Genomic DNA, 20,553 nt, shown 5'->3' with positions numbered 1-20,553 from the left:
TTAAATTCAGAGTCATTGGTCGGGCTAGTGAGTTAGCTCACGACGCCTTTTTGGCTTCCATGGCCCGCCGCATGCGGGGCACGAATGGCAGATCCACCGTGGGGTTGGGGGTGTCGCTGGGCGTGAGGGTGTTGGTAACCTCAATGCCCACCTTGCCCCGAAAGCCACAGTCATCGTTACGGCACTCCACCACCGCCTCGCGATAGACCGGTGTTAGCCCCTGGCTTTTACGAATGCGCAGGTTCTGGCCGCAGTGGGGGCAGGGAATGCGGTGCTTATAAGCGATCGACATCAGTGTTTTCTCCCAACGGGGTAAAGGGCGCGGCCACGGCCGGTGAGCCCTTGGGTGCCTTTGCGTAAGCGCCGGCGCAGTAGCCACTCGGCGGCTTCATCCAGGCTGCTTAAGTTCTGCTGTTCGCATACCTGCTGCAGCACGGCCTCTAGCTGGTCATTCAGCGGAAGGCTCAATTTGCCGCGGGCCGGTTGGTCAGCCATACATCAATGCTCCTTGAGGCCCTCAAAAAGGCCTGCCTTTACGACGCCCGTTGGGGCACTCTGCTAACAGAGAGATCAGCAACGCCCAGCGTTTCCAGTGCTTCTTTCAGCACCAGTTGACGCAGCAGCGATGCCCGCTCGATGCCGGTGTAATCCACCAAGGCATCGATCAGTTGGGCCTCGTACTGATCCAAATTGAGAGCGGCGTAACGAGAGCGCACACGTTTGGGGTCCTGGTACATGGCAAACATCCTTATGCAGGCAAGGTCATTCAGCGTTCAGGGTGTCTTGGTCGTACTCGGCGATACCGCGCAGCAGCAACATGCGGGCAGTGGCCGACAGCGAACGCATTTCCAGCTCCTGAATGCGCTTCAGCTCTTCGCGTTCGCTTTCCGTGACGTGAACCATGATTGGGCAGTTACACCCCTTGGGGGCATAAATCGGCTTTGGGGTAATGGCGTTGGCGGTGGCCATGGGTTAGGCTTCCTTAAAAGAGTGAAAGACTTTGCAAGAGACCGGAATCAAGACGGTCGCGCGGCTGTTTTAGCGCTCGTAAAGGCGTACCAGCTTGCGTTGGTTGAAGTGCTCGTCCATGTGGGTGCGCAACTCGCACAGGGCGTCTTCAATCTCGATGGCGGGCAGGCCTTCGGTAAGCATCGCGCAGCTGAGCTGGGCGACTGCCTGTGCCGTGGTGCGCTCTTCCAGCGCTTCCAGGTCGGCCAGTGGGTTAGGCGAGCAGTGGCCGCGTTCGAGCGCGGTTTCGATCATCCGGCGGGTGCGCTCGGCGCAGCGTTTCAGGTCGACCTCGACCCCACGAAAGAGAACAGTGTGTGAAACGGCGAGTGGTGTTGCAGCGGTGGTGACCATGGCAGTGGCTCCCTTTGCGTTGTGTTGTAGAGTGAAAGACATATCTAGATTGTATCCAAATCGATACCTTGCCAAGGAATGAATACCAAATGAGTTCTATAGGTGAGCGTTTGCGTGATGAAAGAGTGCGGCTTGGCTTTTCCCAAGGAGAGCTAGGGGCGGCCGCAGGTGTCACTAAAAACACTCAGCTGCTCTATGAGAGTGATAAGCGCAGCCCCAAAGCTGATTACCTCTCGGCTTTGCATGGGATTGGCGTGAATACACATTTTGTACTGACAGGTAGTCGTTCGATTACATCTGGCGATGAGCCATTGAGCTTGGCGGCTAACGAGCCAGGGCCGGATCTTGCACCGGTGAAGATGTACGACATTGAAGCCGCGGCCGGGGCAGGGCGCAGCTTTGAAGGCGAGCCGATTAAAACCACGCTGTATTTCTCCAGCGCCGAACTGGCGGAGCAGGGTCTAGACCCTGCGCAAGTGGTAGGCGTTAAAGTGCGCGGCGATTCAATGCTCGGCACCCTAGACGATGGGGACTGGGTGCTGGTGGATCGTAGTAACCGCGACCCGAAACAGGAAGGGGTGTTTTTGCTGTTGGTTAGCGGTGAAAGGCGGATTAAGCGGGTGCAGCGTTTGGCGGGCGGGGCGTTGTACTTGATTAGCGACAATGAGCATTACCAGCCGGAAATGATCAAGCCTCAGGATATGCATGATTTGGAGATTCTGGGGCGGTGTGAGATACGGATTGGGCGGGTGGTTTGAGTGTAAAACCGTAAAGGCAGCAAAGAGGTTTTGAGACTGCCAGTAATTAACATAGGGAGTTAGGGAATGAGGTTGCTTGCAATACTAATAATATCGGCATTTTTATCTGGCTGTGGCACTGAAGCACAAGTCACAGCCATCGATGGCACACCTCTTGAAGTTATTCAATCAGCGACTGGTAAAGAGCCAACTGAAGCCAGAGTTGTGGAATCTACGAGGTATATGTCGGTTGTTTTTCATACAAGTAGCATGAGCACAAGGGGCCATTTGTTAGATGTTAAGCGCGCGATGCAAGTAATACTTGAAGAGTACCCTGACGTGGATAGCTTTTTCTTTGGTTGGAAGCACCAAGACAATCCTTCTCAATATTACATGAAGATCAATTTTAGCAGGTCACGAGTTGGTGATGGCGATTGGGTAAATGTCATGGTAGATGACATACCCAATTATGCTGATGACTATTGGCTCATTCCTGCGTTGCGTTAAGAGCTTAGCCTATATGCTGAACGTACTTGGATGATGGGGATTAGCTGGTGAGTGGGGAACGGCGGATTAAGCGGGTGCAGCGCCTGGCGGGCGGCGCGTTGTACTTGATTAGCGACAACGACCATTATCAGCCGGAAATGATCAAGCCGCAGGATATGCATGATGTTGAGATTCTGGGGCGGTGTGAGATTCGGATTGGGCGGGTTGTTTAAGGTTGTATACAAACATCAAAATAATTGAATTAGAGCAGTTGGCGCAAATAGGGGATAAGAATAATGGTAAATTTCAGATCTAAAATTGTTGCTTCTAACGAAAGTGATAAGAGCTTTCATCCCCATGATATTTACGAAGACCTAGATAGAGCAACTGATAAGGGCCCTCTTCGCCCTGCGCAGCACTATGTTTTAAATGACTGGTATTTGAATCGTCGTGATGACAAAGATGTTGTTCTTAAACTACATACAGGTCAAGGTAAAACATTAGTTGGTTTGTTGATGCTTCAATCTATAATGAATGCTAAGAGCACTCCGGCATTGTATGTTTGTCCCAATAATTACTTGGTTGAACAAGTTATCAAGCAAGCAAAATCTTTCGGAGTTAAGTGTTTGCCTTTTGAGGACGATGCTCCAGTTGAATTTGAGAACGGTGAGGCAATTTTAGTATGTAATGCCCACAAAGCATTTAATGGCAAAACAAAGCTTGGTAAAGATGTATCATTATATCCTAATGTTAGTATAGTGTTAGATGATGCGCATGCGTGTGCTGAAACAATTAAAGAGTCTTGCATTATTACATTAGACTCTGACAAAGTTGCCTACAAGGGATTGGTTAGTCTATTTGAAGATGACCTTGTTGGACAGGGGGCTGGTACTTTCGAAGAGCTCAAAAATGGTGCCTATGAAGCATTCCTTCCTGTTCCATATTGGGCTTGGTATGAAAAAGAAGCAGAGGTTTTAAGTATTTTATCCCAAAGTTTGAAGTTGAATGAGGTTAAATTTGCATGGGAAATAATTAAGGATATGATGAAGGATTGTTATTGTGTGATTTCTGGCACCCAACTGAAAATTGCTCCTTATCAAACTCCTATAAATGGCTTTAATTTTTTTGATTCAGCTAAGCATAGAATCCTCATGTCGGCAACAATGATTGACGACTCATTTTTGATTAATGATCTGGATATATCATCTGAGGCAATTGTAAATCCTGTCGTTTACCCTGATGAGAGCTGGTCCGGGGAAAAGATGGTTCTTATTCCTAGTGAAATACAATCGTCTGTTAATACATTGAAGCTTGCTAATAAATTTTCTAAAGAGAAAACAAATACAATTGGGATTACTGTTTTGACTCCAAGTAAAGCAAGAGCTAAGCCTTGGGTTGGCTGCGGTGCTTTATATGTAGATAGAGATAATATAAAGAATGAGGTTGATAAGTTAGTCGATAAAAAGGAAAGGGTTAAGGTTCGTGTTTTTGCTAATAAGTACGATGGTATAGATTTACCTGACCATGCTTGTAGGATACTTGTTTTATCAGGGGCGCCGTATGCAAATGATTTAGCCTCAAGATATGAATATTCAGTTCGAGTTGATAGTGAAATAGTAGAAAAGAAAATTGCCCGTTCTATTGAACAAGGAATGGGACGATCCGTTCGCGGCGATAAAGATTATTCTGTGGTAATGCTTGATGGCCCTGACATAGTTAGAAATATCAGGTCTAAAAAAACCAGAGGCTATTTCTCGGCCCAAACTCTTAAACAAGTTGAGATTGGTTTGAGTATTGTTGAATATGGTAAGGAAGATGTTAGTTCTGGTGCTGAGCCTATAGACGTGGTGGTTGATTTAGTTAACCAATGCTTGAATAGGAATGAAGATTGGAAGGAATTTTATAAGCAAAAGATGGACGAATTGAACCCTGTGCTGGGTGATTATAACCATCTTAAACTTTTTGAAGCTGAAAAGTCAGCTGAAAATCACTATCGAAATGGTAGATATACAACTGCAGTAAATACGCTGCAAGCAGCAATTGACACGTCTATTATGAATGGAAAAGATAAGGCTTGGTATTTGCAGCAGTTGGCAAGGCTGATTTACCCTTTCGATAAAGTTGAATCCGCTAAATATCAGAAAGCTGCATTTGAGAACAATCGTTTACTGCTTAAGCCTAGGGATGGTGTGCAGTACGTTAAAATTGATAGTCAACCTTTAGATAGGCTACATAAAATAAAATCTGTTGTTTCCTCATATCCCTCTCACGATGAGCTTGCTATTGAACTAGATAATCTTCTTTCATCCCTCCAGTTTGAGGGAGATTCTAAGAGGTTTGAGTCAGCTCTTGATAAATTAGGTACTATGCTTGGTTTAGAGACCCAGATGCCGGATTCACAGTGGAAAGAAGGCCCAGATAATCTTTGGTGCTTAGGAGGGGGAGAATATATTTTGTGGGAAGCTAAAAATGAGGTTAAAAAATCTAGAGAAGAGATTTATAAGACAGAAGCTAGGCAAATAGACTCATCTGTGGCTTGGTTTAAAGGGCGATATGCTGGTGCTCAATCGATAAATGTTATAGTAATCCCTACCGCACGCCTTGCTAAAGGTGTGGCTTTTAATAATGATATTTCAGTTCTTAAAAATTCTGGGCTTAAATCTTTTAAAAATAAGGTGAAACAATTTTTTACTTCTTTGGCTTCGTCGGATATTGATCAACTTTCAGATTCGGATATTAATGCTAAGCTTAATTTTTATGATCTTTCAGTGGAAGATTTAAAGTCTAAATACTTTACAAAAATTTTGAATAAATAATATTTTAAGTGTTTTTAAATCTTTGACGCGCCCCCTCATCCGTATAAGCCCTCATCAACTCATCCCAATTCGTCGTGTAGCGCGGACTCCGGTTCGCGCAGCATAGGTGCCAGGGGGCGTTCTTTTCCGGCAGTCCCAGGCGTGCTGTTCCCTTGCCTATCTTCTCGTTCAGCGCATCCATGGTGGCCATGAGCTGTTGGCGGTGCTGGTCGAGTCGACCAACCCAATCATAATTCGCATTCCTGCTTGCGAATAGCTGTTTTTTTATACAGTATTGAGATTTAGGGACGCGACAAGCAAACGCTTATGTAGGTCGCTAACAATAACGTCAGCACAGGGCAAGAGCATGCGAGTGAACTACTTGGGGCCTGCCGTGGTGGATGTGGAGCACCCGGCGGTAGCTGAAATGGACCGGCGAAAATTTCCGCCTAGCTGTTTTCTGGTGGAGATCAGCGACGAGGCGAAACCCGGTGGGTCGTTGATGGAGGGCGACGTGCTGGTGGTGGATGAAGCACGCTCGTATGGCCACGGTGATTTGGTGGTGGCGGAGGTAGAGGGCGAGTACCGGTTATTCAAAACCCACCGCGTCGGCAGCCGCTGCCGATTGCTGCCTGCCAATGGCGGCCAGGGGTGTTTTATTACGGTGCAGCAGTTCAGGGGGGTGGTAGTGAGGCAGGCGAGATGCTGGGCGGTGTAAGTGATATCTTACAAATGTTTCCGAGATAGCTTACATCTTTCACTGTTGTACTTTGAGAGGATCAAACAGTCGCTTGGAAGCGCAGACGGAAGGATGCCGTTGCTGCTGCAGGATGCGAACGACAGGATGCCCCCAGCCATGGATGTGGCTGGGGTTTTTGTGTTTAGCTATGCTCTACTTAGCCACATAACAAATAATAGTATAGGGGGCAGTATGGCAGCGTGGGATGAGGATCTGCTGGGCCGTAAGGAAGTCGCTGACTTCTTACAGAACCTGCTTGAAAGCGATGATGAGATAAAAGTCATCAATATCGATTCACCTTGGGGCACAGGGAAAACTTTTTTCCTAGATAACTGGAGGCAGCAGCTAGAGAGGGATCGTGGAGTCGTTTATTTCAATGCTTGGGAAAAAGATTATACTGGAGATCCTTTTATATCGCTTGTTGCAGCTATTAAAGATCAGCTTGAGAAGCAAATTGGAAAGTCAGTAAAGCAGAGAAAGATAGTCAAAGAGTTTAAAGATAAAGCCTCTCAAACCTTTTTTGCAACAGCACCAATTATGGTAAAGCTATTAGGTAAAGGAGTCTTTAAGAAAATATCCGGTGTTGACGTCGATGAAATGAATGAGGAAGTATCTAGTGCCTTAGATAAAGCCTCAGAAATTGCTATACAGTCAATTATTGAAAGTAGTAAGAATGACGAAAAAGTTGTCGAAGGGTTTGAGGTAACTCTAAAGGCTTTAGTTTCTGAAGCATCAAGGATTAAGGCTAAAGATAAAGAAAAGCCTGTATACATACTTATTGATGAATTAGATAGATGTCGTCCTACGTATGCGATAGAGCTTTTGGAAAGAGTCAAACACTTTTTTAGCGTAGAGGGTTGTAAGTTTATTATTGCAACTGATACGGGGCAGTTACTTCACTCTGTTAAAGCGGTTTACGGTAGCGGTTTACGGTAGCGGTTTTGATTCTAAGGAATATCTTAGGCGTTTTTTTGACTTAGATTACACTTTTAAAAGCAGTGAATGCTTAAGCTGGGTTGTCTCTAATTTTAACCTTGATCCTGAAGGCCCCTATTATTTTTCTGGTGTTAAAGCGAAGCGTGATCCAGATGGTTACTATAGAGATGTGAGTATGCGTAAAAAATGGGTTTTTCCAGGTTTAGAAAGTGTTGTTTCCAGCGATGAATTAGATTTGGATTTACCTCAAATATTTTTTTCAGCATTGAGCATCACATTTAGAGTGTCTTTGAGGGGTATGGAAAGAAATAAAAAACATATAATGGCTTCTTTAGCAAATATTGGGTCTAAAAATATTCATATTTTTTTTCTAATGTACTTGGTGTTTCTAAAAAATGCTGATGACGAACTGTATTCTTGTTTTGTGAGGTCAGATATGAGAAGCGGCGATCTGGCAAAAGAGATAAAGCAGAAATATGCGCCTAGAAAGGTTTATTTTCCCTTTGCTAATGTCGATGTGCATTCACTAGCCGTTGTTTATAGGGATTTAGTGTTTGCTTTTAAGTGGGAGGATGGAAAAGAGGCTCCACAAAGTAAGTATGAGTTGGTAGAGCAAGTCTTTATAGATAGAAGAGAAAGTGTGAATTCTCTTAATTATGATAGAGTTATCGGGTTAGCAAGCAGGATTGACTAATAGCTATTTGTTAAAGTTGTACCCTTCACCTCACACCTAACCACCGTCCCAAACCCCCCATCATTCAGCGAATGAGTCACTTCCGCCACCAGCCAAGCAGTGGCATCCATCTGTGGCTTGTAACCTCTAAGCGTTAGCGGCGACTCCGGAACAATATCCGCACGCCCCAGTGCCAGTGTTAGCTCAAATTCTGCCAAGCCGCGTTGGATGCGTTGCCACTCGGCGCGTGCGGCCGCGAGTGCGTCGTCTTCCGCGGCGTAGGTGGGGCGCAGCTGTTTGGCGTTTTCTTCAGTGCCTGCCAGCACGGTTTTGCGCTCTGCGCCTCGCGTGTCGTTCCAGTAGGCTTTCACCCCGCTGTAGGCGTCGCGATCCGTCACGCTGTAGCGGTGCTGGTCGCCGTCTCTGCGGGTGAGGGTGATGGCGGGCATGGCTTTGCCGCTGGCGGTGAGCCCTTCACCTGCCACGGTGAACAGCATGCGACCGGCTTTGATGGCGGCAATGGCATCAAAACGCTCGCCCAGGCGGGTGAGAAAGTTCAGATCCGACTCTTCGGTTTGGTCGATATGGCCAATGCGGATGCCGTTGAGTGCCGCGGCGACTACTGGCTCTAAGTTGTTGCGGCCGGCGATGGTGTTGACGATCTCGCCTAGCGTTAAGTCGTGCCAGCTTTGGGTGCGTTTGCCGGGTAGCTGGCCGCGCATATCCGCCGAGCGGGCACGAATGGTGAGCTGATCAGGTGTGCCGCTGTGCTGCACTTCATCCACTGTAAAGCGCCCTTTGTCGATCAGCCCTTCGTCTAGCCAGCCAAAGGCCACCTGTAGCTCGGCCCCGCGTGGGGGAATGGCGAGCTGGCCATCGTGATCGGCCAGGGTGATATCCAACTGGTCGGCTTCCAGGCCCCGCTGCTCGCGCAGTGTCAGGCTGATCAGGCGGCCGTTGATGCGCGGGGTGATATCGGTGCCATCCAGCGTGATGCGATAGCTTGCGCGTGGGTAGCGTGTTGGGTTGGTGCTCATACGTATCCCCCAGCCAGGCGTGCCAGGGCGGGCAGGGCCAGGCGGCCGATGAGGTCGGTGCGTTCGTCGTCGACGTGCTCGAGCGTGAGGATGAACTCGATTTTTTCGGCGGCGCCGTCGCGGAAGAAGTGGGTGCTGGTTTCTTCTACGCGGGTGACCACCCATAAGCCGTACTGGCGGCCTGTGCCTTCTACCAGCGGCCAGGCGTTGCCCTGGTTAGCCATCTCGCGGATCTCATCCAGGCTAAAGCGTCCGCCGGTGAAGGTGGGGAGCAGGGTGCCGCTGAGCGTGATGGTGTCCGCTCCTGGGCCTGCAAATTGGTAGGCCGGGCGTTCACCTACGCGGGACTGACTGGCATGTCGCCACTCGCTAATGCGTTTTAGCTCCTGATAAGGCACGCTACGGGTCTCAAAGACGAACATTCCAAGGGCCATGAGCATGAAACTACTCCTTCAAAAACTTAAAAGACAACATGAGCAAAACAGAGGCAAGGTTTTTCCGAAAACTGTGCTAAGTATGTTGTTTATAAACCAACTGATATATGGGCTATTTGCTTTTCAATTAGTCCTAACCTTTCTCTCTGCGCATTTTTTTCCAAGTAATGAGCAATTTTTGACGATGGTTAAAGGCTTTGAAATATCCTTTGCAGAAGGTGTGCTTTCTTTTATCTGTGGCTATGTGGTTTTGCAAAAAACTCAAAATTATACGATTCGGCTAGCAGCCCTATTTTTTTTAATACTAGCGGGGTCAGCATGTGCTCTCAGCCTAATTCCCGCTGACTTAGCATTTGGCCCTGAAAATGTTTATAGACAGAGTGTTGTGTTTACGCCTGTAACGCTCATGTTCGTTTCTACTCTCTGTCTTTTGTACAACTTAGCGGCCTTAGTGTTTAAGTCAGTAGAGGGCTACGATGGCCTCGTGAATTTAAAACATTAATCCAGATCTCTCATTGAAGAACGCTGTCGCGCCTGAGCGTCGCGCTGGGCGTTGGCGATTGCGCGCTGCACTTCCTGGGCGACGTACTGAGCGAGCTGCTGTTCGTTCATACCGGGGCAGGGGCGACGTTGATATTGATATCGCCCATGGTGAAGCCGCCTGCTTGTGCGCTGGCAGCAGTCAGCGGTGGGCGGTTATCGAACTGGATGGGGGCTTGCTGTTCGATGGCGGGCATCGCCGCAGCGGGTAAGGCAGCTGCGCCCAGCGCTAAGCCAGCACCTGCCCGGATAACGCGGCGGGCGATGTCTTGAATTCGCCTGGCGGGTTCGTCGCGCTGGGCATCCAGTCCTTTGTTGAGGCCATCCACCGTGTAGCCGCCTAGCTGGCTGAACACACGGGAGGGGCTGTTGATATCCAGTACATTGGCGAACCAGCTTTTTACGCTGCCGGCCATATCGGTCACTTGGCTACGCAGCTCCCCCAGTTTTCCGGTTAACCCACCGATTATGCCGTCCACAATGGCGCTGCCTAGTGAGCTGAACTGCTCGGGGATCTCGACACCCAGCGCAGAAAGCGCGGTGGTGATGCCCCGGTAAAGCAGCCCCAGCGGTGACCAGTTCATGAGCAGCTGCGTCACGCCGCTAATGCCGTTATCAAAGGCGTTTTTCACCTGCTGCCACAGCCCCTTGAAAAAGGCTTTGATAGGTTCCCAGTAGCGGTAGATGAGGTAAGCGGCGGCCGCGATCGCGGCGATGGCCACACCAATGGGGTTGGCGAGCAGGAACATGGACACGATACGGAACACGCCGCCCAACCACAGGAACGCTTTACCGGCCATGAGAACCTGCGGGCCGACCAGGGCCATGCCGTAGCGCACCATAGCGATGGGGCCAAAAATGGAGGCGAGCATCAGCGTCAGCATGCCGCCTGCTGTGACTAGTGTGGCCAGAGTGGCGGCCACTTTGGCGATGGTGCCGGCCAGCCGTGGGTTCTGGTTGATCCAACTGCCTACGCCACGGGTAATAGCAGTGACGTTCTGAATGAGATCGCGCAGCGGGCCGTTGTTGGTGTCAGTGATCGAGATACCCACTTCTTCCCAGGCGCTACGCAAGCCTTTAAGGTCGCCACCGATGTTGTCGGCCATGGTTTTGGCCATGCGGGCGTTTTCGCCCATATTGTCGCCGAGCGCATTGATGATCTCGTCTAGCTGGCCACTGCCCATGGCATTGACCAGTTCCGCCATGCCAGAGCCTGCCTCTGTGCCGAAGATGCGCTGCATAATGGCTTTACGTTCGACATTGCCAAGATCAGCGGTCGCCTGGCTGATATCGCGCAGAATCTCGGGCATGGCGCGCATGTTGCCGTTGGCATCGGCTACTTGCAGTCCAATGTTCTCAATGGCAGCGGCCCCCTTGGCGGCGGGGTTAGTGAGCCGGTTCATCATGGTGCGCATGGTGGTGCCCGCTTGGCTGCCTTGAATACCAATGTTGCCAAGCATGCCTGACATGGCGGCGGCTTGTTCCATGGTGAGCTTGAGATCTTCTGCACCGCCCAGGTACTTCATGGTTTCACCGAGCATCTCCAGATTGACATTGGCTCGGCTGGCCGTGCCGGAGAGGATATCCGCGACGCGGGCCATGCTGCCCTCGGCTTCCATATCCACTTTGAATGCCCCGGCAATGTTAGAGGCAATATCCGCTGCGCGGCCCAGCTCGGTGTTATTGGCGAGCGCCAGATCGAGAACATCGCGCATAGACGCGCGGATGGCCTCACTGCTCATGCCTGCACGGAGTAGGAATTCCTGACCACTACCCACTTCTGATGCACTAAAGGCGGTGCTGCCGCCTAGCTCGCGGGATTGTTGGCGTAGGGCCTGGTAGCGTTCATCATCGGCAGTGAAGCGGCCCACGGCTTGCAGCGTGCTCATCTGCTCGGCCCAGTCGACACCTGGGGCCAGCAACCGCGCCCCGGTATATAGGGCCGCGCCCCCACTGGCCATCATGCCCGCGCCGGTACCGGCCATGCTGTTGCGTAGGCTCATGGTGCGGTCGTACTGGCCACGGGCGCGTGCGGTGTTGAGCTGCTGTTCTGCCAGGCGTTTTAAGCGGTGGCGTTGTTCATCCACCGCGGTGTTGGCTTGTTGTATATCGCTGGAAAGTCGGCGCTGGTCACGGGCGAGGTGGGCGGTGCTTACTCCGTTATTGTTGAGCGAGGTGCGCAGCCGTTGCAGCTGTTGGCGTTCATTGTCGTATCGCTGGGTAAGCCGGCGGGCCTGGGCGATAGCCTTTTGGCGCTCAGTGGCGAGGGCGGCGGTGTCGCCCTGGTTGGAGCGCATTTGCTGAGAGAGGCGGCGAATGCGCTCTTGCTGTTCGCGTAGCGCCGTGGTGGTGCTGGTGGATTGCCGGGTTAGGGTACGAAAGGAGCTGACGTTTTTCTGGGTGGCCTGCAGCTGCTTTAAGCGGTCGCGGTTTTCGCGCATCGCTTGGGATGCGCCCTGGGAGGCGCGGTCAATCGAGCGTAGCGGGCGAGTGGCCCGGTCGACGGCGTTGAGAATCACCTCAAGCTTTAGGTTACGCGCCACGCTTACTCCCGCTATCCGTTGTTGTGCTGCGCTTGCGCGCCCGTTCGCGCCACTCCATTAGCTCCCGCAGGCTGAAGTCGGCGCAGTCTTCCGGTGACCAGTGAAAAACGATGGCCAGATCTGCCATCGCCTCTTCTACTTTTCCGGGGAGATTTATTCGCTCTCGCCCTTGGCCCGCTTCGTCAGCAAAAAACCGGCGATTTCTCCGCCGCACTGCACGAGATCCGCCGGGTCCATCTGGCGGACTTCGGCAGCGGTGAGCGATGGGGTGGAGAGGCGCGGGATTAGGGTGATTAGCGCGTCGGTTTGCATCTGCAGCACATCGGCCAGCGAGATGCCGCGTAGCTCGCCGGATTTTGGCTTGCGCAAGGTGATCTCGCGGATGGTTTGCTCGCCGCGCTTGATGGGTTCGTCCAACTTGATGGGATCGGCCGCGGTGGCGGTATGGGCATGGGTAGCAGTGGCGTTGGTCATGGGGTGTTCCTAGTGTGTGAGTAAGGGGATAAAGCAGCGGGCTAGATGCCGGTCTTTAAATACCTGTCATTAAATTCCTGTCTTAAAGTCCCAGGCGTTGGCGGCGGCCAGCCAGGCGGTCTTCGCCGTTGACCTTGAACACGCCGTTGATCAGGTCGATCTCGATCTTGGTGGTGCCATCAATGGTCAGCTTGTAGTAGCTAAGCGTGCTGGTGACCTGGTGTTCGGTGTTCTCACCCGATTGGGCGTCGCCCATATCGATCTCGGTGTGGCGGCCGCGCATGACGACTTCCACAGAAGAGGCGTCGTCGATATCGTCGCGCTCGTAGCTGCCGGTCATGCGCAGCATGTCCGCATCGATGCGGGCGGTGCCGAAGTTATCGAACAGGCTTTCGACCAGGCCGCCGACCGTCCACTGCGCGGTGAGCAGGCCCTCTTGGCCCATGTCGATACCCACGGCGCCGTCCATGCCGCCGCCGCGCCACTCTTCGATCTTGCGGGTGAGGGTGGGCAAGGTGATCGACTGGACGATGCCCTGCCAGCTTTCGCCGTTGCTGAATAGGTTGAGGTCTTTGAGCTTTTTGGGGAGTGCCATGGGGGTCTCTCGCTAGTCAGTTCAAGCGGTGGCCGCGACGCGCTCGGCGAAGTCAGCCAGGTAAGAATCGGTAATGCGCTGCTGGAAGCCGAGATCTTCAAGCGGCGGCACCGGCGTGTAGTCGTAGTCGATGCGCAGCTTGCCGGCCTTGAGCGAGGGTTGGGTGTTGAGCTCTTCGTTTAGCCAGGCGTTGGCATCGACAATCAGCCCCAGGCTTTTCAGCTCGCGGAACTTGGCATTCAGGCCTTCGATAATGTCCCGAGCCAGGGAGGCGTGCAGGGGCATATCCACCGCCCAGAGATGGGCTTCGGCCACGGTGTCGGCGAGGATCTGCGCGGTGCGGGTGTAGTTCTCGAACGGGAACAGGCTTTCCGGCCCGGCACAGGTGCGCGAGCCCCAGAAGCGAAAACCATCACGCTGAATAAGTGTGGTCACGTCGGCGGCGTTGAGCAGCCCGGCATCGGTATGGGGAGATTGCAGCGACCAGAACACGTCCGCGCTGATTCCTGTCACGCCATTAACCGCTACGTTGGATAGCGTTTTGTGCCAGCCCACGGTTTGATCAAGCTTGGCGCGCAGGCCGAGCGCGCAAGCGACGGCACTGATCGTCGTCGTTTGGGCAGCCGTGGTGTCGAACGCTTCAAACTGGGGCCAAAGAATCATCAACTCCCGCGCCTCAAACTGGTCGCGGTAGGCCGTTACATCGGAAAGGGTGGTGCAGTCATGGGCGTAGGCGTAGGCAAATGCTCGCAGGTCTTGGGCGATACTGACCAGCGTGGTGGTTACCGCTTGGTTATCCAGCCCTGGCGCGCCCAGGATACGTGGCGTTACGCCGAGAGACGCGCTGGCGGAAAGCAGTGCTTGTGCGCCGGTGCGCCGCCCTAACTCATCTACGGTACCCATGACATTGGCGGTGGTTTGCTCTTCTGTTTCGCCTTCTTCTACCCGTACCGCCACGATAATGGGCTTGGCCTGGGATTCGATGGCGGTCAGCGTGCGCTGTAGCGTGCCTTCGGTACCGGCCTTGCCGATGGCGGTAGAGACGTTGGTAATCAGCGTGGCACGGTTTAGCGGGAAGGCTTCGGCATCGGCATCCGGCGCGGTACACACCACGCCAATAACGGCGGTGGATATCGTGCGAATAGAACGCATGCCGTCGCTAACTTCAGCAACGCGAACGCCGTGGTGGTATTGATCGAGTGCCATGGTGGCTCCTGCGCAGGTTCACTTTAAATGTTGTGAATTCACGCAGGTATCGTGCGGGGTCTCGGGGCAGGGTGTTAGCGGTGGTGGGGGTGAGTCGGGCTGTTTACACTGTGGGGTGTGGTAAGGTTCGAGAATGTCACGGTTAAGGGAAAGTTGGGATGAGAGTCTGGTGGAATAAGTACGGCAACTGGTTGTTAATCGCTATCGTCGTTGTTGTTGGGGCTGCCGCGATTTATCTATACGCGGATAAGTTTGGGGCAAATGGATTTTCAAAGAAGACCGAGGATTGGGCAAATTTTGCAACATATATCTCGGGTACGGTTGGCGTGGCGGCGGTAGTGGCTACACTTATGGCTTTTGTGAAAACGTTAGGTCAACAACAGAAGCTAATTGATAGCCAAGATGAGTTGATTTCAGATCAAAAGAAGCAGCTTAAGTTGTCAGAGGCTCAATTATTTGAAGCGATTGCTAAAGAAAAACGTGATATTGCGTTTGCAAATATACGAGACGTGCTACCTCTGATTTTGGCTGGATTTAAAAGAAGCTTAGAGTTTAGGTTAGAACCACCAGTAGGAAGTAGTGCTAAAGTGTTTCTTGATGAACTTAATGTTGGAGATTTTCATGATTATAAGTTGAAAAATGTCATCAAGAAGCTGTGTAGCCTAAATGGTTTTGTTGAAAATGGTAAAATAGATAAGTCTGATTTTAGAAATTATGTAGTTCAGCTATTTGGCAATACACAGCATTTATGCAATTTTTTAGTTGAAAATTTGGCCCAGAGTGAGTCTCTGTTTTACGCTTCCGATGCTTTGCTCTCGGAGGTTGTAGACGATAAAGGGTGGACATATTGGGATTATATCCAACGTAATTTAGCTTTCTTGTCAGGACACTTGGATGGCTATGATGAAATGCCATTTCGGAAGGTGCTAAGAGAACAAAAGAGTTATCATCATATCAATGACCGTCATCTGGGAGAGTTTCAAGAGCTAGGTGTTCTCTTGAAATGAGTCCACCGAGGCGGGTTAGGTCAGTTATAGGAGTGAAAAAAATTCAGGTAGATCGTGCCCGACAGTATGACTGTGAATAACACGGGCGTGGCCTCTGCATCTCGCATTGTGAACCTCCGGTTATTTGGAGATGTGATTGTCTCATCGCCAATACAACCGGAGGGGGCGGCTACGATGCCCTTAAGGGCCTGAATCCGACATGTACCAAAAAAATTGTTAGCCAGTTAAAAGATAGCTGCTTGGCCAGCGGTAGTTGATCCTGACGTAGTCGAGTAGGTTTCTCATATTGAGATAGCGATCATCAGCACTCGTCAGCATCACGACTGAAATTACAAAATTACCGCCGGGCATCCTGCTGAGTAATAACAAGTTTCGCGTTCTATTGCTGCCTCCCAGCGTTCCGGTTTTTCCACCCATTACATCATCGTCATCAATCATATCTATCGAGTGGCTGATGCTTACGCTGCGCGGGTTGTCGCCTTGTACGTCAAACGTATACGACGGTTTACCCCATTTCGAGACGATATCGGGGTACGCGAGCGCTGAAATACCCATGTGAGCCAAGTCTTTAGCGGTCGTGACCATTGCATCATTATTTAAGCCTGATGCATTCGTAAAGTGTGTTTTGTACATCCCTAGCTGCTGTGCTTTGTCATTCATTGCTTGAATGAACCGCTCGACAGGATCTCCGCCGCTTTCCTCTTGGTCGAGAATTATTTGCCCGACCGTTCTTGCAACGACGGTCGTTGTAACGTTTGATGACGGCAAAAGCATGTTGTGCAGCGCGTCGTAGTAGGTAATTACATCGCCCACGCTCAGGTTATTACCGCTGCCGCCCGTTTGATCACCGTCCTGCATTTGAATTGTGCCTTGCAGGTCGTCGACATAATCAAGCATCACCATGGATGTCATCACCTTCGTGACGGATGCCGGTTTCAGGGTTTCATCTAGCCCTTTGGCGTATAGCGTCGTCACTGTGTCATAGCGGCCAGCGCTTTCTGGCACTCCTGACGTTGGCACTAGCAGTGATATAGCGGATGTTGCTGTCAGTAGATCATTGCTCACCAATGTCCGATTTTGCCAGTTTTCACCAAAGGCGCCGGTTGCCCATTCACAAGCCTGCTCAAACTCACTGCCAGATAACGCACGATTAATGGTGAGGAAGCGACCATAATAGAGACCTCCAAACCCGGCTAGAGAGGGATGCCCCATCAAATACGAGTTTGTTTGATAGATCACTGGTGGGGCCGTGAACCGATCCACCAGCTTATGATTTACCCATAATTCTGACTGCCGATAACCTTCTTTTAAAACGATACCCCCCACTACTACCGTACCCCTTGGGGCCTCAGCGAGACGCGGCTGTCCATCAACACCACTGCCGTCTGTAATTCCATCGATGAACACCTGTAGGCGGTCATGCTCTGTTGCTATTGAGGATCCTGTGTAGCGACCGTTTAGCGTGATCTGTACGCGCCCCTCTTCGCCCGTACCGTGCTGAAAAAAAACAGGAAGTCGCCCCGTCTCATCATTATCTGACTGCACGCTGAAAACTAACGTACAAGGCCATTGCATTAATAGCGGTTCATCTGCGATCAAAGGATGGCGAGTGTCGGCATCGAGGGGCTGATAAACGAACAAACGACTATTTAGTCGTGAAACGATGACTTCACGATCAATTACCGTTCTTAAGGAGGCTTGGCCGATCAGCGATTTAGCTCCGTGGAATATCTCACCAACGTGTGGTTTTTCTTCATAGATAAGTGGGTTGGTAAAATCAAAAATTGCACCATCGCTACCGTCTCGAAACAGGTTCACCACTGATGTGCCGGTGAGCGCTTCAGAGCCGATAGTAGTGATGGTCGCATCTAGATTGGAGACCTCTGTTTCGAGGCTTTCATTTAGCTCATCGTGCTTTTCATTCAGCTCACTTTGTAATTCAGAGAGCGTGTTATCTAATGAGATCTCTTTGACCTCTAACCGAGATGCAAAGAAGCGCCCTGTCGTACTGGTAACTTCAAAGAACGGAACCGCATACACGGCGGCACTAGGGGCTTCTACATCGGCTCCGCTTCCCTCGGGGCCGAACGTAAACGTATGATCATAGCTGTTTGTATCCCCTGCATCGCTGTCGATTTTAGCAATCGATATAGGCTCATCGCTCAGCGGGTTACGATTGCTTCTGTACCATGCAACGCCCGCGCGATAGTCGCCGTCCCAAGGCGATGTAGACGGGTCGGGGTTGCCTGTCAGTATGTCTACTCGCATCACCCCCGAATTCGCTAGTACGTTAATCATCTCCCGGCGCGCAACGATTCCAGGGGCATTTAAACGGTATGTAGAACCCGTTGAACCTACCCCTTGAACTGATAACGAAAGCGGCGGACGGTTTTCAGGGCCGCCACCGGCTAACGTTTGCGTGTATGAATGTGGGTTGTCACCAATGCGGCGTTCGATTCCGATACCTGCATCGAGTGCGCCTCGCCAGCCTTGGGTTAGACTTTGCGTTGCTGCTGGGTAACGGGCTACTGGCTCAGCATTACTCGCATCAATGCGGCGGTAACGGACAATCTCATCACCCTCTATCACTTGAAACTGCTCATCACCGCTTGCTAGGCCTGCTGGTACGTCGTCGTAAACATCGGCGTTCACAAATGCGCCATCGCGGGCTATTTCAGCGCGGTCGGCGTGGCTATCGGCCTCATCAACCTTGTCGTCAAGTATCGTGAGTGCCTTGGGAATAGCGACATCAACGACCCAGGCGCGGGTGGCGAATACTTGCGACGGATCAATCTTTAGCTCGACGGACGCAGCATCGCCGACTTCTAAAATTGAGCGTATGAGCAGGTCGGCTTCTACTGCCGTGGCCACCGGCTTGTAAGTTTCGGGATAAACACCGATAGCGATTAAATCGCCCTCAATGTCAAAAACACCCACTTCGCGGATGTACCAGCCACCCACTTGGGTCGGGATGAGCCCTTCGGTAATCACCCAGGCAGGGTTATGTGGGTCTTGATCTACAAGGTTGAGATCATCGGCCCAGCGTTGGTTCACTAAGTGTGTGCGTTGCTTCAACGTGGCGCGTTCGTACTGATCATAAAAACTAGCACCGCCACCATCGCCTGCGGCCATTTGGGCTAGGTGAAGCGCTGGGCCGCCACTCATGGCAGCGGCGACCTTGTCGGCGCCAATGTTGGTCAGCGTTGTGTAGTACTCGGCCATGGTGGGGGCTCCTTAACCGGGATAGAGAGTGGTGTTGCTGCTGCCGTGCTGGCCCAAGCCAAAGCGCATTAAGCCGCTGGTGTGTAGGTGGCTGCTGAGGTACGGCGTTAGGGTGATAGCGGTGCTGCTGTGCTGGCCCGTGGCAACGATTGAAGGGCTACGGGTTTCCAGAAACGCGGGGCGGTAGGGCTGCAATGTGAGATTGCCGCTGGCATGGCGGCCGATGCCAAGGCGCACATGCCCACGGGTAGTACTGAGAATCTTGGTGGGGTCAAAGTGGGCGCTTAGGCGTTTTGCGTGGGTTAAACCAGCGATCAGTTCGCCATAGCCACGTTTGTTAATTCCTATGCCGTCTAGGTCTAGCTCCAGGCGGAAGTGGCCTGGCTGGCCTTGGTAATCAAACCATTCGGTAATGTCGGCACCTTCTACGCCTTGGGTATTAATCACCTGGCGTAGTGCGCCGAGAGTGCCCGCGTGGCGGCGGATCGTAAGTGCGGCAGCGACTTCATCGCGTTTGCGTTGTTCGCTCCAGGTTTCTGACCATTGGCGAACGCCCAAGGCCCAGGCGAGCCAGGGCAGCAGGTGCGCGGGGATTCGGTTGGCATCCCAAAGCGCGTCAAAGGGGACATACATCGTGCGGTCGGTGGCTTGTTCAACGTCCCGTTCGAGTGGCGTGGTGCTTGGTGGCAGCAGTGAGTTAGTCATTGATAACTACCTCAATGGCGGTGCAGTAGGCTGCTTGCAGCGGCGAACGGGGTAGGTCGGTGGTTGGCTCGGTGAGGGCTACGCGCTCGACGCCTTCGACGTATAACGCCGCGAGAATACTGTCGCGGACCAGGTCGGTACCTAGGCGGTGGCGTTCTTCCACTAGCGTGGCCACAGCGTTGATAGCGGCTTGGCGAACGGGTTCTGCATCTGGCCCTGGGCGTAGGGTTAACTCAGCAGAGACCTGATAACTGGCGACATCAGCACTCACGACGGTGACGCGGTCGGTGAGTGGCCGCACGAGATCGGCAGAGAGGGCGGCTTCTACCTGGTCGCATAGTTCGGTATCGGCGCTGCCGTTGCCTTGGCGCGACAGAATGGCGATGGAGACTTCTGTGGCTTCGGGGCTAATCGCCGCGGCGTCTTTTACCTGAGCATCGGCGCTTAGTGCGTGGTAGATGTAGGCACTTTGCGAGCCAGCGGTGCTAAACCGGTCGGGTGCTAACAGCAGACGTCGGCGATAGTCTTCATCGCTCTCGTAGGTTGGCGGTTCCGATGGGCTGGCTTCGGGGTCGCCTTGGTCAATCACCAGGCGTGCAGTGAAGTAGTACGACACGCCGATATGATCGAGGGCATCACCATCGGCGTAGGCGATGAGTAGCCTCCGAACGCGGTCATTGTGGCGTTGCCGCATGATCAGCTCGCGGTAAGCCACGACCTGCAGCAGCTTTACCAGTGGCTCGCTTTCTAGGCTGAGCACCTCATTAAGGCTGGCGTCTCGTTCCAGTAGATCGGCCCTTAGTTCAGCGACTATTTGCTCAAAATCGAGCGGTTCAATGATGGAGGGGGCAGGCAGCCGTGAAAGATCGATGGGCGTGTTCATGCATTCCCCTTGAGCGGTACGGCTAGGCTGATGCTTTCGCCGTTATCGACTCGGTGGGCGTTAATGATCAGATCGAAACGGCCTGGGCGCTGGGTGGAGACCTGGCGGGTAATCTGCTGCTCGCGCAGGCTTGGTTCCCACTTCATTAAGGCAACCACGGTGGCGGTGTAGGCGCGCAG

General features: G+C 52.1%; 25 protein-coding genes and 1 pseudogene. 9 read left to right on the top strand and 17 right to left on the bottom strand.

Annotation, left to right across the window (positions count from 1 at the left end):
• Positions 1–37: 37 nt before the first annotated feature.
• The 5 genes from ACTH5D_RS10945 to ACTH5D_RS10925 all read right to left on the bottom strand — a co-directional run bounded on the left by ACTH5D_RS10945 (position 38) and on the right by ACTH5D_RS10925 (position 1,404).
• Positions 38–292 carry an ogr/Delta-like zinc finger family protein gene (locus tag ACTH5D_RS10945; protein WP_441671128.1) on the bottom strand — a complete coding sequence of 85 codons (255 nt, stop codon included), beginning with the start codon at positions 290–292 and terminating at the stop codon, positions 38–40.
• On the bottom strand, positions 292–495 hold the full coding sequence (locus tag ACTH5D_RS10940; protein ID WP_441671126.1) for a hypothetical protein: 204 nt from the start codon (positions 493–495) through the stop codon (positions 292–294). The genes ACTH5D_RS10945 and ACTH5D_RS10940 overlap by 1 nt, the downstream gene beginning before the upstream one ends.
• Before the next feature lie 38 nt (positions 496–533).
• Entirely contained in the window at positions 534–737 is a 204-nt protein-coding gene (locus tag ACTH5D_RS10935) for a hypothetical protein (protein WP_441671124.1), read from the bottom strand.
• 25 nt (positions 738–762) lie between these two features.
• On the bottom strand, positions 763–969 hold the full coding sequence (locus ACTH5D_RS10930; RefSeq protein ID WP_441671121.1) for a hypothetical protein: 207 nt from the start codon (positions 967–969) through the stop codon (positions 763–765).
• 69 nt (positions 970–1,038) lie between these two features.
• Entirely contained in the window at positions 1,039–1,404 is a 366-nt protein-coding gene (locus ACTH5D_RS10925; RefSeq protein ID WP_441671119.1) for a hypothetical protein, read from the bottom strand.
• Positions 1,405–1,451: 47 nt separating this feature from the next.
• On the opposite strand from ACTH5D_RS10925, the gene ACTH5D_RS10920 reads away from it, so the two are divergent.
• From ACTH5D_RS10920 to ACTH5D_RS10905, 4 genes are all read left to right on the top strand, one after another.
• Positions 1,452–2,120, top strand: coding sequence for an XRE family transcriptional regulator (locus tag ACTH5D_RS10920; RefSeq protein ID WP_441671117.1), 669 nt, complete (start codon positions 1,452–1,454; stop codon positions 2,118–2,120).
• A gap of 66 nt (positions 2,121–2,186) precedes the next feature.
• On the top strand, positions 2,187–2,606 hold the full coding sequence (locus tag ACTH5D_RS10915) for a hypothetical protein (RefSeq protein WP_441671115.1): 420 nt from the start codon (positions 2,187–2,189) through the stop codon (positions 2,604–2,606).
• Between the two features lie 47 nt (positions 2,607–2,653).
• The gene (locus tag ACTH5D_RS10910; protein ID WP_441671113.1) at positions 2,654–2,818 is read left to right on the top strand and encodes a S24 family peptidase; all 165 of its coding nucleotides are present in this window, start codon (positions 2,654–2,656) and stop codon (positions 2,816–2,818) included.
• 63 nt (positions 2,819–2,881) lie between these two features.
• Complete coding sequence (locus tag ACTH5D_RS10905; protein WP_441671111.1) at positions 2,882–5,401, top strand: DEAD/DEAH box helicase family protein; 2,520 nt, start codon at positions 2,882–2,884, stop codon at positions 5,399–5,401.
• Between the two features lie 4 nt (positions 5,402–5,405).
• Here ACTH5D_RS10905 and ACTH5D_RS10900 read toward each other — a convergent pair whose 3' ends face one another.
• A complete protein-coding gene (locus ACTH5D_RS10900) occupies positions 5,406–5,591 on the bottom strand; it encodes a DUF4113 domain-containing protein (RefSeq protein WP_441671109.1) in 186 nt (61 codons plus the stop codon).
• 156 nt (positions 5,592–5,747) lie between these two features.
• On the opposite strand from ACTH5D_RS10900, the gene ACTH5D_RS10895 reads away from it, so the two are divergent.
• From ACTH5D_RS10895 to ACTH5D_RS10885, 3 genes are all read left to right on the top strand, one after another.
• Positions 5,748–6,098, top strand: coding sequence for a LexA family protein (locus ACTH5D_RS10895; RefSeq protein ID WP_441671107.1), 351 nt, complete (start codon positions 5,748–5,750; stop codon positions 6,096–6,098).
• A gap of 213 nt (positions 6,099–6,311) precedes the next feature.
• Entirely contained in the window at positions 6,312–7,055 is a 744-nt protein-coding gene (locus ACTH5D_RS10890) for a KAP family P-loop NTPase fold protein (RefSeq protein ID WP_441671105.1), read from the top strand.
• Positions 6,991–7,749 carry a hypothetical protein gene (locus tag ACTH5D_RS10885; protein ID WP_441671103.1) on the top strand — a complete coding sequence of 253 codons (759 nt, stop codon included), beginning with the start codon at positions 6,991–6,993 and terminating at the stop codon, positions 7,747–7,749. The genes ACTH5D_RS10890 and ACTH5D_RS10885 overlap by 65 nt, the downstream gene beginning before the upstream one ends.
• Here ACTH5D_RS10885 and ACTH5D_RS10880 read toward each other — a convergent pair.
• Both ACTH5D_RS10880 and ACTH5D_RS10875 read right to left on the bottom strand, forming a co-directional pair.
• On the bottom strand, positions 7,746–8,765 hold the full coding sequence (locus ACTH5D_RS10880) for a phage late control D family protein (protein WP_441671101.1): 1,020 nt from the start codon (positions 8,763–8,765) through the stop codon (positions 7,746–7,748). The two genes, ACTH5D_RS10885 and ACTH5D_RS10880, sit on opposite strands and share 4 nt — an antisense overlap.
• The gene (locus tag ACTH5D_RS10875) at positions 8,762–9,205 is read right to left on the bottom strand and encodes a phage tail protein (RefSeq protein ID WP_441671099.1); all 444 of its coding nucleotides are present in this window, start codon (positions 9,203–9,205) and stop codon (positions 8,762–8,764) included. The genes ACTH5D_RS10880 and ACTH5D_RS10875 overlap by 4 nt, the downstream gene beginning before the upstream one ends.
• Between ACTH5D_RS10875 and ACTH5D_RS10870 the strand changes: the two genes are divergently transcribed.
• Entirely contained in the window at positions 9,204–9,701 is a 498-nt protein-coding gene (locus ACTH5D_RS10870; RefSeq protein ID WP_441671097.1) for a hypothetical protein, read from the top strand. The genes ACTH5D_RS10875 and ACTH5D_RS10870 overlap by 2 nt on opposite strands.
• Before the next feature lie 106 nt (positions 9,702–9,807).
• On the opposite strand, the gene ACTH5D_RS10865 is transcribed toward ACTH5D_RS10870, so the two are convergent.
• The 5 genes from ACTH5D_RS10865 to ACTH5D_RS10845 all read right to left on the bottom strand — a co-directional run bounded on the left by ACTH5D_RS10865 (position 9,808) and on the right by ACTH5D_RS10845 (position 14,557).
• Entirely contained in the window at positions 9,808–12,282 is a 2,475-nt protein-coding gene (locus ACTH5D_RS10865; protein ID WP_441671095.1) for a phage tail tape measure protein, read from the bottom strand.
• Positions 12,272–12,409, bottom strand: a complete 138-nt coding sequence (locus ACTH5D_RS10860; RefSeq protein ID WP_441671093.1) for a GpE family phage tail protein — start codon at positions 12,407–12,409, stop codon at positions 12,272–12,274. Before ACTH5D_RS10860 ends, ACTH5D_RS10865 begins: the two co-directional genes overlap by 11 nt.
• A 26-nt stretch (positions 12,410–12,435) precedes the next feature.
• Positions 12,436–12,756 carry a phage tail assembly protein gene (locus ACTH5D_RS10855; protein WP_441671091.1) on the bottom strand — a complete coding sequence of 107 codons (321 nt, stop codon included), beginning with the start codon at positions 12,754–12,756 and terminating at the stop codon, positions 12,436–12,438.
• 82 nt (positions 12,757–12,838) lie between these two features.
• Positions 12,839–13,351 (bottom strand): phage major tail tube protein, encoded by a 513-nt coding sequence (locus ACTH5D_RS10850; RefSeq protein WP_441671089.1) that lies wholly within the window; start codon positions 13,349–13,351, stop codon positions 12,839–12,841.
• Between the two features lie 21 nt (positions 13,352–13,372).
• Positions 13,373–14,557 carry a phage tail sheath protein gene (locus ACTH5D_RS10845; RefSeq protein WP_441671087.1) on the bottom strand — a complete coding sequence of 395 codons (1,185 nt, stop codon included), beginning with the start codon at positions 14,555–14,557 and terminating at the stop codon, positions 13,373–13,375.
• 158 nt (positions 14,558–14,715) lie between these two features.
• On the opposite strand from ACTH5D_RS10845, the gene ACTH5D_RS10840 reads away from it, so the two are divergent.
• Entirely contained in the window at positions 14,716–15,564 is an 849-nt protein-coding gene (locus tag ACTH5D_RS10840) for a hypothetical protein (RefSeq protein WP_441671085.1), read from the top strand.
• 216 nt (positions 15,565–15,780) lie between these two features.
• On the opposite strand, the gene ACTH5D_RS10835 is transcribed toward ACTH5D_RS10840, so the two are convergent.
• The 4 genes and pseudogenes from ACTH5D_RS10835 to ACTH5D_RS10820 all read right to left on the bottom strand — a co-directional run.
• Positions 15,781–18,786, bottom strand: a complete 3,006-nt coding sequence (locus ACTH5D_RS10835; protein WP_441671083.1) for a phage tail-collar fiber domain-containing protein — start codon at positions 18,784–18,786, stop codon at positions 15,781–15,783.
• Positions 18,787–18,798: 12 nt separating this feature from the next.
• Positions 18,799–19,491 carry a phage tail protein I gene (locus ACTH5D_RS10830; RefSeq protein ID WP_441671081.1) on the bottom strand — a complete coding sequence of 231 codons (693 nt, stop codon included), beginning with the start codon at positions 19,489–19,491 and terminating at the stop codon, positions 18,799–18,801.
• Entirely contained in the window at positions 19,484–20,374 is an 891-nt protein-coding gene (locus ACTH5D_RS10825) for a baseplate assembly protein (RefSeq protein ID WP_441671079.1), read from the bottom strand. Before ACTH5D_RS10825 ends, ACTH5D_RS10830 begins: the two co-directional genes overlap by 8 nt.
• A pseudogene (locus tag ACTH5D_RS10820) lies at positions 20,371–20,553 on the bottom strand (GPW/gp25 family protein); the annotation flags it as partial. The gene ACTH5D_RS10825 and the pseudogene ACTH5D_RS10820, both read right to left, overlap by 4 nt.

The sequence above is a fragment of the Halomonas sp. genome, assembly GCF_052095695.1.
GTDB lineage: Bacteria > Pseudomonadota > Gammaproteobacteria > Pseudomonadales > Halomonadaceae > Vreelandella.
This window is presented reverse-complemented; position numbering and strand designations above follow the sequence as displayed.

Excerpts from the sequence above, each read along its gene's own strand:
- ACTH5D_RS10945 (WP_441671128.1), bottom strand. The coding sequence starts at position 292 with ATGTCGATCGCTTATAAGCACCGCATTCCCTGCCCCCACTGCGGCCAG.
- ACTH5D_RS10940 (WP_441671126.1), bottom strand. The coding sequence starts at position 495 with ATGGCTGACCAACCGGCCCGCGGCAAATTGAGCCTTCCGCTGAATGAC.
- ACTH5D_RS10935 (WP_441671124.1), bottom strand. The coding sequence starts at position 737 with ATGTACCAGGACCCCAAACGTGTGCGCTCTCGTTACGCCGCTCTCAAT.
- ACTH5D_RS10930 (WP_441671121.1), bottom strand. The coding sequence starts at position 969 with ATGGCCACCGCCAACGCCATTACCCCAAAGCCGATTTATGCCCCCAAG.
- ACTH5D_RS10925 (WP_441671119.1), bottom strand. The coding sequence starts at position 1,404 with ATGTCTTTCACTCTACAACACAACGCAAAGGGAGCCACTGCCATGGTC.
- ACTH5D_RS10920 (WP_441671117.1), top strand. The coding sequence starts at position 1,452 with ATGAGTTCTATAGGTGAGCGTTTGCGTGATGAAAGAGTGCGGCTTGGC.
- ACTH5D_RS10915 (WP_441671115.1), top strand. The coding sequence starts at position 2,187 with ATGAGGTTGCTTGCAATACTAATAATATCGGCATTTTTATCTGGCTGT.
- ACTH5D_RS10905 (WP_441671111.1), top strand. The coding sequence starts at position 2,882 with ATGGTAAATTTCAGATCTAAAATTGTTGCTTCTAACGAAAGTGATAAG.
- ACTH5D_RS10900 (WP_441671109.1), bottom strand. The coding sequence starts at position 5,591 with ATGGCCACCATGGATGCGCTGAACGAGAAGATAGGCAAGGGAACAGCA.
- ACTH5D_RS10895 (WP_441671107.1), top strand. The coding sequence starts at position 5,748 with ATGCGAGTGAACTACTTGGGGCCTGCCGTGGTGGATGTGGAGCACCCG.
- ACTH5D_RS10890 (WP_441671105.1), top strand. The coding sequence starts at position 6,312 with ATGGCAGCGTGGGATGAGGATCTGCTGGGCCGTAAGGAAGTCGCTGAC.
- ACTH5D_RS10880 (WP_441671101.1), bottom strand. The coding sequence starts at position 8,765 with ATGAGCACCAACCCAACACGCTACCCACGCGCAAGCTATCGCATCACG.
- ACTH5D_RS10870 (WP_441671097.1), top strand. The coding sequence starts at position 9,204 with ATGAAACTACTCCTTCAAAAACTTAAAAGACAACATGAGCAAAACAGA.
- ACTH5D_RS10875 (WP_441671099.1), bottom strand. The coding sequence starts at position 9,205 with ATGCTCATGGCCCTTGGAATGTTCGTCTTTGAGACCCGTAGCGTGCCT.
- ACTH5D_RS10860 (WP_441671093.1), bottom strand. The coding sequence starts at position 12,409 with ATGGCAGATCTGGCCATCGTTTTTCACTGGTCACCGGAAGACTGCGCC.
- ACTH5D_RS10855 (WP_441671091.1), bottom strand. The coding sequence starts at position 12,756 with ATGACCAACGCCACTGCTACCCATGCCCATACCGCCACCGCGGCCGAT.
- ACTH5D_RS10850 (WP_441671089.1), bottom strand. The coding sequence starts at position 13,351 with ATGGCACTCCCCAAAAAGCTCAAAGACCTCAACCTATTCAGCAACGGC.
- ACTH5D_RS10845 (WP_441671087.1), bottom strand. The coding sequence starts at position 14,557 with ATGGCACTCGATCAATACCACCACGGCGTTCGCGTTGCTGAAGTTAGC.
- ACTH5D_RS10840 (WP_441671085.1), top strand. The coding sequence starts at position 14,716 with ATGAGAGTCTGGTGGAATAAGTACGGCAACTGGTTGTTAATCGCTATC.
- ACTH5D_RS10835 (WP_441671083.1), bottom strand. The coding sequence starts at position 18,786 with ATGGCCGAGTACTACACAACGCTGACCAACATTGGCGCCGACAAGGTC.
- ACTH5D_RS10830 (WP_441671081.1), bottom strand. The coding sequence starts at position 19,491 with ATGACTAACTCACTGCTGCCACCAAGCACCACGCCACTCGAACGGGAC.
- ACTH5D_RS10825 (WP_441671079.1), bottom strand. The coding sequence starts at position 20,374 with ATGAACACGCCCATCGATCTTTCACGGCTGCCTGCCCCCTCCATCATT.